This window comes from Streptococcus mitis (assembly GCF_009496205.1).
Classification (GTDB): domain Bacteria; phylum Bacillota; class Bacilli; order Lactobacillales; family Streptococcaceae; genus Streptococcus; species Streptococcus mitis_BN.
The window spans coordinates 24,044-33,730 of sequence record NZ_WIJO01000018.1 but is presented as its reverse complement, the minus strand read 5'-3'; the positions used below and the strand labels follow the sequence as shown (position 1 = coordinate 33,730).

The 9,687-nt window shown below is 35.8% G+C and carries 11 protein-coding genes and 1 pseudogene; 10 read left to right on the top strand and 2 right to left on the bottom strand.

Annotation, left to right across the window (positions count from 1 at the left end; translation table 11 throughout):
* Positions 1 to 154 precede the first annotated feature (154 nt).
* Positions 155 to 274, bottom strand: a pseudogene (locus GEZ85_RS10320) (FanG protein); the annotation flags it as partial.
* Between the two features lie 28 nt (positions 275 to 302).
* On the opposite strand from GEZ85_RS10320, the gene GEZ85_RS04570 reads away from it, so the two are divergent.
* From GEZ85_RS04570 to GEZ85_RS04525, 10 genes are all read left to right on the top strand, one after another.
* Positions 303 to 917 (top strand): CadD family cadmium resistance transporter, encoded by a 615-nt coding sequence (locus tag GEZ85_RS04570; protein ID WP_000615750.1) that lies wholly within the window; start codon positions 303 to 305, stop codon positions 915 to 917.
* Between the two features lie 11 nt (positions 918 to 928).
* Positions 929 to 1,267, top strand: a complete 339-nt coding sequence (gene cadX / locus GEZ85_RS04565; protein WP_000711088.1) for a Cd(II)/Zn(II)-sensing metalloregulatory transcriptional regulator CadX — start codon at positions 929 to 931, stop codon at positions 1,265 to 1,267.
* Positions 1,268 to 1,317: 50 nt separating this feature from the next.
* Positions 1,318 to 2,733, top strand: coding sequence for a helix-turn-helix domain-containing protein (locus tag GEZ85_RS04560; protein WP_045610915.1), 1,416 nt, complete (start codon positions 1,318 to 1,320; stop codon positions 2,731 to 2,733).
* Between the two features lie 319 nt (positions 2,734 to 3,052).
* A complete protein-coding gene (locus tag GEZ85_RS04555) occupies positions 3,053 to 3,502 on the top strand; it encodes an RNA polymerase sigma factor (protein WP_011837674.1) in 450 nt (149 codons plus the stop codon).
* Between the two features lie 199 nt (positions 3,503 to 3,701).
* Complete coding sequence (locus GEZ85_RS04550; protein WP_000874693.1) at positions 3,702 to 4,022, top strand: hypothetical protein; 321 nt, start codon at positions 3,702 to 3,704, stop codon at positions 4,020 to 4,022.
* Positions 4,022 to 5,122: a P-loop NTPase family protein gene (locus GEZ85_RS04545; RefSeq protein ID WP_045610914.1), complete on the top strand. Its 1,101-nt coding sequence runs from the start codon at positions 4,022 to 4,024 to the stop codon at positions 5,120 to 5,122. The genes GEZ85_RS04550 and GEZ85_RS04545 overlap by 1 nt, the downstream gene beginning before the upstream one ends.
* A complete protein-coding gene (locus tag GEZ85_RS04540; RefSeq protein WP_153209634.1) occupies positions 5,119 to 5,724 on the top strand; it encodes a hypothetical protein in 606 nt (201 codons plus the stop codon). The genes GEZ85_RS04545 and GEZ85_RS04540 overlap by 4 nt, the downstream gene beginning before the upstream one ends.
* A 205-nt stretch (positions 5,725 to 5,929) precedes the next feature.
* Complete coding sequence (locus GEZ85_RS04535) at positions 5,930 to 6,535, top strand: replication protein (protein WP_045610912.1); 606 nt, start codon at positions 5,930 to 5,932, stop codon at positions 6,533 to 6,535.
* Positions 6,528 to 6,776, top strand: a complete 249-nt coding sequence (locus GEZ85_RS04530; protein WP_001058391.1) for a MerR family transcriptional regulator — start codon at positions 6,528 to 6,530, stop codon at positions 6,774 to 6,776. The genes GEZ85_RS04535 and GEZ85_RS04530 overlap by 8 nt, the downstream gene beginning before the upstream one ends.
* A gap of 89 nt (positions 6,777 to 6,865) precedes the next feature.
* Complete coding sequence (locus GEZ85_RS04525) at positions 6,866 to 8,131, top strand: tyrosine-type recombinase/integrase (protein WP_004189477.1); 1,266 nt, start codon at positions 6,866 to 6,868, stop codon at positions 8,129 to 8,131.
* Between the two features lie 306 nt (positions 8,132 to 8,437).
* Here GEZ85_RS04525 and GEZ85_RS04520 read toward each other — a convergent pair whose 3' ends face one another.
* Positions 8,438 to 9,685: a toxic anion resistance protein gene (locus GEZ85_RS04520; RefSeq protein ID WP_000134328.1), complete on the bottom strand. Its 1,248-nt coding sequence runs from the start codon at positions 9,683 to 9,685 to the stop codon at positions 8,438 to 8,440.
* Between the last annotated feature and the right edge of the window lie 2 nt (positions 9,686 to 9,687).

Below are 9,687 nucleotides of genomic sequence, written 5' to 3'. Positions count from 1 at the left end.
AGTTTTGTGATAAAATGTAATTGTTCCATATGAATCTTTCTAATGAGTTGTTTAGTCGCTTTTCATTATAGGTTATATGGGACTTTTTTTCTACACAAAAATAGGCTCCATAATATCTATAGGGGGGGTTACCCACTACAAATATTATAGAGCCGAAGTTAAGCCCTGCTATCATTTCGATGGCAGGGCTTTTTAATATTTGGTACACTAACTTCTTATCTATATTTTGGTGGATTTTAAGTTGACATCTACAAAGTTTAATGTTAGAATACATTCAAAAATATATTTGAATGAGGTGTTTTATGATTCAAAATGTTGTTACTTCAATAATCCTGTATTCTGGGACAGCCGTAGACTTACTTATTATCCTAATGTTATTTTTTGCCAAAAGAAAAAGCAGAAAAGACATCATTAACATCTATTTAGGACAATTTCTAGGCTCTGTTAGTCTAATATTGCTAAGTTTGCTTTTTGCATTTGTCTTAAATTATATTCCTAGTAAAGAGATTTTAGGTTTACTCGGTTTGATTCCAATTTTCCTAGGTCTCAAAGTTTTGCTTTTAGGAGATTCTGATGGAGAAGCTATTGCCAAAGAAGGTTTGCGCAAAGATAATAAAAACCTGATATTTCTAGTCGCTATGATTACTTTTGCAAGTTGTGGTGCTGACAATATTGGTGTCTTTGTTCCATATTTTACTACCTTAAATTTAGCAAATTTGATAGTAGCTTTACTTACCTTTCTAGTCATGATTTATCTCTTGGTTTTTTCTGCCCAAAAATTGGCACAAGTCTCTTCTGTTGGAGAAATTTTGGAAAAATATAGCAGATGGTTTATTGCCGTTGTTTATTTAGGATTGGGGATATATATCCTGATTGAAAATAACAGTTTTGACATACTATGGACTATATTAGGCTAGGAGAAAATATTATGAAAAAAGATAGTATCTGCCAAGTGAATGTTATAAATCAGCAAAATATTACAACCGCAACGAACTACCTTGAAAAGGAAAAAGTCCAAAAATCACTTCGCATTTTAACAAAATTTACCGATAATAAACAGATAAATATCATCTTCTATCTTCTTGCTGTTGAAGAACTCTGTGTCTGTGATATAGCCTGTTTACTAAATCTCAGTATGGCATCTACTTCCCACCATCTTCGTAAACTAGCCAATCAAAACATCTTGGGCACTAGAAGAGAGGGGAAAATTATATATTATTTTATAAAAGATGAGGAAATCAGGGATTTTTTTAATCAACTAGGATAACAACTATTTTTACTACTTTCTACTTTTCCATGATTATAGGGGGATTATATATGAAATTTTTTGAAGAAAATTTTTCACAAGAAATACCTACTCGTATCAAAAATTTAAGAAAAAAATACAATATTACACAAAGCGAACTAGGCAATGCAGGTCAAGTTAGTCAAGTTGAAAGTGGTAAGCGACCAATTACGAGTTCGATGTTAGTTTATTTAAATGCTCTAACCGCTTCGAGCTATACGTATATCGTTTTTGGAGAGTTAGATGAGTTTATTGAGAATCTGTTTCATTATTTTTTCAGTTCTATTTTATATAGAGATTTAGAGGCTGTAGATGAAAAACTATATTCTTTCATGAGTGATGATTTAATTTCAATCCAATCAAGTTGTCTAAGTATTGCCAAGACATTTGCAAATTTCAATATTCAAAGAAAAAGATTTATGATTTCTACTGAAACTGAAATGGATACTTTTCACAAGAAAGATGACATTGACGTATGGGTTGGTGGAAAAAGTTATAACCCCGCTAGAAGTTTTAGAACCCGTACCATCAATGAATTGACTGTCATTGATTTTGAAGAAATGTTTGATATTCTTTGGTTGATGTTAGGGGATAATTTAATTAAATCATTTGAAGTTAATGTCTGTGGTATCCTATTTGAATTAGGCGGAAATGACATACCCTCAACATTTAGGCAAGAAAACATTGATCCTCTCATCAATAAATGGTGGTATGATAATGTTTCGACAGAAATTATCCCTAATCTAATAAAAAAACTCAAAGAAAATCCCTTGTTTAATATCGGATTTATGGTAAATGATATATTAGAAAGAATGTATAAAGAGAATATTCCAAAATCTTACCTTACATCCGTCCCGTTAGTTATTTCTCAAAAAGGAAGAACAACCTCTTCGTTTAGTATGACTGGTGGTCAACAAATAGATGGAGTAAAATTCAAACAGATATCTGAGGACTGTATGAAATTACTCAGTCAAGGTAAGGATATCACAGAGTTATATCAAAAATATTCTAAAGAAGAGTTGGCAAATCTAGGCATTAATATTTATCAATCCAATGATATAGAAAGGACTGAGGAAAGAACTTTTGATGAAATTATCAGTTGGGTTTCCAACCCTTATGCAACAAGACCAATTCAAGAAAGGCACACTATTCAATTAGAGCCAACAAGATTTTCACTAGAGGATAAGAAACGTATTGAAAAAATTGCCTCTCAGGGAATAAACGACATCGACCTTGTTGATTTAGTTGAACTCTATGATATCAATTTAGATAATACAAATGTCACTCGCTATATTGAGGGATTATTGACGAATAATACACAAGTAACATACTATTTCCAAGAACAATTAAACGAGGAATTACTCGCAATGGCTTCGGCTTTAGATAGAGTTCAACAAGCATTTATTAAACTATTAAGCGAAGAAGAGATACGAAAATTTGCTCTTTAAAAACTAGGTGAATCGCCTAGTTTTTTTTTGCACTTCGTTTTACAAATTAGTTTATTGAAGTAAAAAAAGAAGTAAAAAATAAAAGAACATTATGCCTTATACTGAATATATCAAGAAAAACTCTTGATAAAAATTTTAATAGTCCAAATTGATGGCCATCAAAGGACAGATTGAAACAAATATGATGATATGACGATAAAGGTCATGTCTTGCATAGAATTGTTTCGCTGTTTCTTTGTTGTGCCTTTTAGCATACTCAGCGTTCAATATTTGCTCATTTTGTTTCCTTCTGTCCAAGGACGGAAAGGAGCTCATCATTATGAGCAATAAAGTACAAGAACGCCGTGAGCGTAAAATCAAAGAAGCTATTAAAGCTAAAAATTGGAATGAAGTAACTCGTTTGCTTCAACAAGAACAAAGTAATGCAGAACGGCGTGACCGATACCACCATAAACGAAGTATGGAAGAAAGCATATCTCGTAATGACGGTAAACGACGTGAACGCTATGAAGTAGTTGCAAGTTCTGATTTGAATCCCGAAGAAGCTTTAATCCTAGCGGAGTTAAGACAAGCTATTCGTGAAGCTAAAGCATCCCTATCAGAAATTGACAGTAAGATTGTTGAAATGATAGCGGAACAAGGTTCAAGCTATAAAGAAACGGCTCGCTATATCACTGAACATTACAAGAAAATGAGTGATGTAACTGTCAAATCTCATTATTGTAAAGCACTAAAAAAATTAGCTCCTTTATTAAAAAGTTATCGCTAATACCTCAAATCCAGTGTCTCTGTCACTGGATTTTTTATAAAAAAATTAAAAATTTAACAAATAACTTTGCGTTTGGTTGTCTCATTCTCCTTAGTAATAAGGAGGTGATACATAACTAGAGCAACTACGTCCAGCTCACGACCAAAACCGAGCAAGTCTCATTCGTATTATTTCTCAATAATAAAGGAGGAACAACCCTATGGCGTTTAAAATGAAAACAACAAAAGGTGGTTATACAACTACATTGGCTGATAAAATTATCAGTCAAAAACAACCGATTTACTCACTTAGTACCGAACTTGAACCACAACAACGGTTTGAAGAAGGAAAACCAACAGGAGAAATCGTAGCCTATAAAGCATGGTTTGTACAGGAAGGGCAAGACCCTTTCCAAGTAAAATTCGAAGATACGATTGAGCTTCCAGCGTTTCAATCCATGATTCAATTTGACACCCTACAAGCCTGCGAAGTAAAATATAACGTTTACTTCAAAGCAAATGGTATCAAGGAGGTTCGGTAATGACCTCACAATCTCGTGATGTGCTGAACCAATCTTTCCTGCAATCTTACCTGCTCCAGAGCCTAAACATGGCTCTAGGGGCTTTAATGCAGGGGGAAACCAGCTATACTAATTCTTTTAACGTCATTATTCAAGAAGACGGCTTTGTCTTTGTCCCTCGCCTACCGTGCGCTTATATCCTCGATGACGACTTATACAAGAAAATCTTTCTGATTGCCAATGCTTCACTTTACCCACAATATACGCTTCTAAAACAAAATGCTACCTATTTTGTCCCTCTAGACACAGATGACTTACACATTCAACGTGGTTTATTCTTCCCTTGGAAAAGAGGGATTTCAGAACGTTTAGCGATTCCTGATTTGGATAAGTTTTCAGCCAGATTGCCACATGGGAAAATCCCTATCATGAAGCACTTTGAACTAAATTTAGACAAGGTCAATCACTGGGCTATTGCTGGAAATTCAGGTTCTGGGAAATCGTATGCTCTCACTTACTTCTTGAGTGTACTGAAGCATATGTCTGACTTGATTATCATTGACCCGAAATTTGATACCCCAAGTCGTTGGGCAAGAGAAAATCATATTTCCGTTATCCACCCTGTCGAAAACCGTTCAAAATCTGATTTTGTATCACAGGTCAACGAACAATTAAGTCAATGTGCAAATCTCATTCAAAAACGACAAGCTATCTTGTATGATAATCCCAACCATCAATTTACCCATCTAACTATTGTTATTGATGAAGTCCTAGCTCTATCAGAGGGAGTCAATAAGAATATCAAAGAAGCATTTTTCTCCTTACTCTCACAGATTGCCTTGTTAGGACGTGCTACCAAAATCCATCTATTTTTAGTAAGTCAGCGTTTTGACCACAATACTATCCCAATTTCAGTAAGGGAACAGCTAAACGTATTGTTACAAATTGGAAATATCAATCAGAAAACTACTCAATTTTTATTTCCTGACCTCGATCCAGAGGGGATTGTCATTCCAACAGGACATGGTACAGGTATCATCCAAGTTATCGACAATGAACACCCCTACCAAGTTCTGCCCCTACTCTGTCCAACCTACTACACTAAGCGAGGTATCCTATGACCACAAAAAACTACTTTATAAGAAGTTTCAATCTTATACTATATTTGGTTCTCTCTACTCCTATCTGCTCTGTCTTCGGCTGGCTATTCAATTTTCTTTCCGTCCAATTAGCCAACATCTCATTTGTCAACCTAGATTCAGTTAAAAACATTACTGATACCATTAGTTCTGTAAGTCACAAATCCGCTCTTATTTCACTACTACTTACCTTACTATTGACTGGATTAGAGATAATACAACGGTTGAAAACAGATAGTCTTCGGAACTATATCCAATCTGTCTATCACACTTTCCTGTTGCGACACTTCCTGTTTCAGCGTGAACGAGTACAGAAGATAAGCAACCTTGAACACCAGACCGTTACCACCATCAATCCAATCCATAAAGGATTTAACCGAGCTGTTCGCAAGTGTATTGTAGATATACGAAAAGATACCATCACTATTTTTCTAAAAGTCCCTAGAGACCAACAAGGGCAAAAAATCCTAAAAGAGATGGAAGCACAATTAAAAGAAGAAATCGTCAGCCAACACGCAGACTATTATTTCTCCTCTCCTATTCGAGTTCGTAACCAATTGTGGTTCACTGGACAAAAACGTTAATCCCTTGGGGCTGTGGCTTGCGTTAAGCAAAAGCCAGACAGCCCCTTTTTATATTCTTTTCTATCATGACCTATTGGGGTTACTACGACCCCCAATAGGTCAATAATCAATAATCACAAAAAATTCAATTTTTTCAAAAAAACTTTGCATACGACTTGTCATTTCTCCTTAGTAATAGAACCCAAAAGAAATGAGGTAACTGCCTATGGCAAAAGAACAGCGCTCAACCAAATGGACGTTTCTCTTCTACGAGGAAAGCGCACCAGAGAACTACTTGAATATATTAGAGGAACTCCATATTCCGTTTATTCTTAGTCCTTGGCACGATAAGGATATTAATAGACAGACGGGAGAGTTCAAGAAATCGCACAAACACGGTGCTTTCTTCTTTGATTCACTGAAAAGCTATTCACAAGTATCAAATATCATCAGTGACAAACTAAACGGTCCAGCACATGTGGAGGTAGTTATGTCTCCCACTGGTTTATTTGACTACTTTACCCATGCGGAAAATCCAGATAAGACCCCCTACAACATTGAGGATATTGAAGTCGGTTGTGGCTTTAATTTAGAAAAATTCTTGATGGAGATGAACTCCTCGGATTTTATACATGAAGTAGTTGATATTATCGAAGAGAACGACTTTACCGAATTTGAAGAATTGGTCTGGTATGCCCGAGCAAACAATACCAATTTATTAGGACTCATTATTGAACGTACATATTTCTTCGCCAAATACCTAGATTCACGAAGATACAATCCTAATCGACTCCATAATTCAAACACAGAGGAGAAAGAGAATAATGAATAACGAAAAATTAGAACAAATTGAACAACTATTGCAAACACTTATCAAACTCATTCAAATCAAAGAACAGAACATACCACTAAAGATAATACAACAGCGAGAATTGCTAAAACAGCTAAATATCTCCCCAAACACATTAAAAACTTGGGAACAAAAAGGATTAAAAAGATTAGAACCTCCTATAGAGGGAACTCGAACCGTCTTCTATCTACTAGATGATATTATCAACTTTTTACAATCCTAATTCTGAAAATTTTTGCTAAAATAGTTCTATCTAAAAGAAAGAGTGGTAACTATTTTAGCCTACTTCAATATCCATGAAGAAAGGCAAATATGGAAACTGAAACAATTATTCATAATGGCAAAAAAGTCATTAAAAAAATCAAAAAAGATAAGTCCATCTCATACACTTTGAAGGGGGCATTTCTGGGAAAAGATATCAAAACTGGTAAGCAAGTCACTACTACCATTACAGCTAAGACACTAAAACAGTTAGATAGAGCAATCATTCAAGCACGACTAGAATTTGAAAAAAATGGCTCAACACGAGAAAAAGTTATCGTCATTGATACACTGGAAGATTTAGCTGAAGAATGGTTTAAATCATATAAGACCTGGGTCAACTCACATAATACTCTGAACAGAGTAAGAGGTTATCTTGATAATTATATTATCCCTAAATTTGGAGATTACAAACCAGATAAAATTGAATCTGCGGATATCCAGCTTTGGTTAAATGGTTTGGCAAAGAAATCAAAAGAGTCCATTGAATCTGGTATAAAGCGTGCTGATAAAGGTAGTGCTAAAGATTTTGGTGCTGTTATCCATAAGTTGAAAGATATTTTTGACTATGGAATTACAAACTATGGACTAATCACTAATCCTGTTAGCTCTGTTAAGATACCACCTAAGCCAAAATCAAATAAGCAACGCATCATGGTATTACATGATGATAGTCTTGTAATATGGCTTAATTATCTTGAAAGTTTAGATAACAATAGAGCCAATCGTAGATTTAAGTTAATTTGTAATACTTTATTAGCCTCCGCTTTGCGAATAAATGAACTACTTGCGTTGACGATTGATGACCTAGATTTTGAAAATTCTTCTATTAATGTCAGTAAAACATTGATGTGGAAAACCGCAAATAAAAAAGATGGGACAAAAGGGGAAGTTATCTGTAAAGCTACACCAAAAACTGATGCAGGAAATCGCTCTGTCCCTGTCCCTCTCCCCATAATAGAAAAACTCAGAGATTTCCACCACGAAATGAACTTGTATCTTGAATTGCACAACAGACATAGAACAAAACTGATTTTCCCTACAATCTATGGCAACTATATGTGTGATAGAAACGAGAGAACAACTCTTAAGAAAAGGTTAGTAGGTCTTGGATTACCAAACTATGGTTTCCATTTGTTCCGACATACTCATGCTTCAATGTTGCTCAACGCTGGCACAAATTGGAAAGAACTTCAAGTCAGAATGGGACATAAATCAATTTCAACTACAATGGATACTTACGCTGAATTAGCACCACAACGAAAGTTAGAAGCTGTGGGGATTTATCTTGAAAAGATTGCTGAGCTAACGCAATAACTACTCTACCATTCACTCTACCTTTTATTAGGTAGCATTCTAGAAACATTGATGTACCAACGTTTCTAACAGCTAAAATAGAAATTATTTAACTCTTACAGAAGTTAAGTAAGCATTCAATACGAATCAATACAGAAGAAAAACGCTTGATCAGCGTTTTTTCTTTTTGTTAATTTCAGTATATTGCAATAAAAATCAACCGAATGACTACATTTTTGACTATTTTTTTGTGAAATAAATTAGATGTTCGGATATATAGAAAAATCCAAAATCCCTTGCAAGCTATACTTACAAGGGACTTGTGTGTTACTCTTGTACTTCTTTCTGAGCGGCCTTTCCTTGATCTAGAAGGGCTTGGACGATTTTCTCATCGCGTAGTTTGACAGAATCGTTGATCATTTCTGCGGACTTGACGATGGTTGTTTCTAGTTGGGCACGTTTCTGACGTCCCAATTCAATAGCTGCGACGATACCTTGGTTTTGAGCGACCAGACTTTCAGCCAGTTTGGTAACTGACTCAACAGCGACTGTCGGGCTCTGTGCAATTCTCTCCATCTGCGGAATCACTTCCTTGCTGGTTTCAGCTAGCATCTGAAGAGCAGCATTATTGGCATTGACAATGGCATCTGCCACGACACCTGATTTCATTGATTGTTGCAAAATACCAAGTTGGGCAATAGAAAGCTTCATTGTCGGAATCGTATTACGACGAAGCATGCCCAATTTTTGGCGCATATCAGATGACACCTTCACAAGATTGCGCATCTGAGGTGTTGTTGCCCAGGCAACATAGAGACGGCTGACATACTCAGTATGTTGTTGTTCAAGAGTATTGACCACTTCAGCCATACGGGCCAATTCTTGTGACTTGGTTTGGTATTCTACCGTACTTGTATCAAGTTGGTCAGCTTGGGCCTTCAGTTCGGCAGCGCGTTTGCCAGCTTCTGTCTGACTAGCTTCGATAAAGGAAATCACTCCCACTAGATTTTCAATGGATTTAGTATTGTCCTCAATCAACATCTCAGCTGAAACGATATTTCGAGCTAAGACATCTTCTTGCTTGACCACTGCGGCAGCCATACCATCGAGCTTTTGCTCCACTGTTTTTGAATCAAAGTAAAATTCTTGTAGGGTATTCTTGCTCTTGTTAAACAAGCGTTGCAAAAAGTTTGGTTTTTCTTCTAACTCAGCAATTTCAGCGTTCTTGTATTTGACTACAAAGCCTTGCAACTCACGGTTGGTATTCTTGAGTAAGTCATCCACTTGGGGAATCTGCAGTTTCTTTTGCTCTGACAAGATACGATTGACCGTATTATTCACACCTTCTACAGCAGATTGGCCAAAATCTAAAAGAGCATTTTGATTTGTGACAAACTGGTCTACTAACTGGGGCACGTGCGCCTTGATTCCTTCTTGCTGCTCAGGGCTCAACTTTTCAAGGAAGGTCAAGGTCTTGTCTGAGCCAGTATTTGTCTCGATGATTTGGGTTGTTTTATCCACCTTAGCTACCGTATTATTGGCAATCTGGTCAATATCAAAATTAAATTCTGTCATGG

Excerpts from the sequence above, each read along its gene's own strand:
- GEZ85_RS04545 (WP_045610914.1), top strand. The coding sequence starts at position 4,022 with ATGACCTCACAATCTCGTGATGTGCTGAACCAATCTTTCCTGCAATCT.
- GEZ85_RS04540 (WP_153209634.1), top strand. The coding sequence starts at position 5,119 with ATGACCACAAAAAACTACTTTATAAGAAGTTTCAATCTTATACTATAT.
- GEZ85_RS04525 (WP_004189477.1), top strand. The coding sequence starts at position 6,866 with ATGGAAACTGAAACAATTATTCATAATGGCAAAAAAGTCATTAAAAAA.
- GEZ85_RS04550 (WP_000874693.1), top strand. The coding sequence starts at position 3,702 with ATGGCGTTTAAAATGAAAACAACAAAAGGTGGTTATACAACTACATTG.
- GEZ85_RS04535 (WP_045610912.1), top strand. The coding sequence starts at position 5,930 with ATGGCAAAAGAACAGCGCTCAACCAAATGGACGTTTCTCTTCTACGAG.
- GEZ85_RS04520 (WP_000134328.1), bottom strand. The coding sequence starts at position 9,685 with ATGACAGAATTTAATTTTGATATTGACCAGATTGCCAATAATACGGTA.
- GEZ85_RS04555 (WP_011837674.1), top strand. The coding sequence starts at position 3,053 with ATGAGCAATAAAGTACAAGAACGCCGTGAGCGTAAAATCAAAGAAGCT.
- cadX (WP_000711088.1), top strand. The coding sequence starts at position 929 with ATGAAAAAAGATAGTATCTGCCAAGTGAATGTTATAAATCAGCAAAAT.
- GEZ85_RS04570 (WP_000615750.1), top strand. The coding sequence starts at position 303 with ATGATTCAAAATGTTGTTACTTCAATAATCCTGTATTCTGGGACAGCC.
- GEZ85_RS04530 (WP_001058391.1), top strand. The coding sequence starts at position 6,528 with ATGAATAACGAAAAATTAGAACAAATTGAACAACTATTGCAAACACTT.
- GEZ85_RS04560 (WP_045610915.1), top strand. The coding sequence starts at position 1,318 with ATGAAATTTTTTGAAGAAAATTTTTCACAAGAAATACCTACTCGTATC.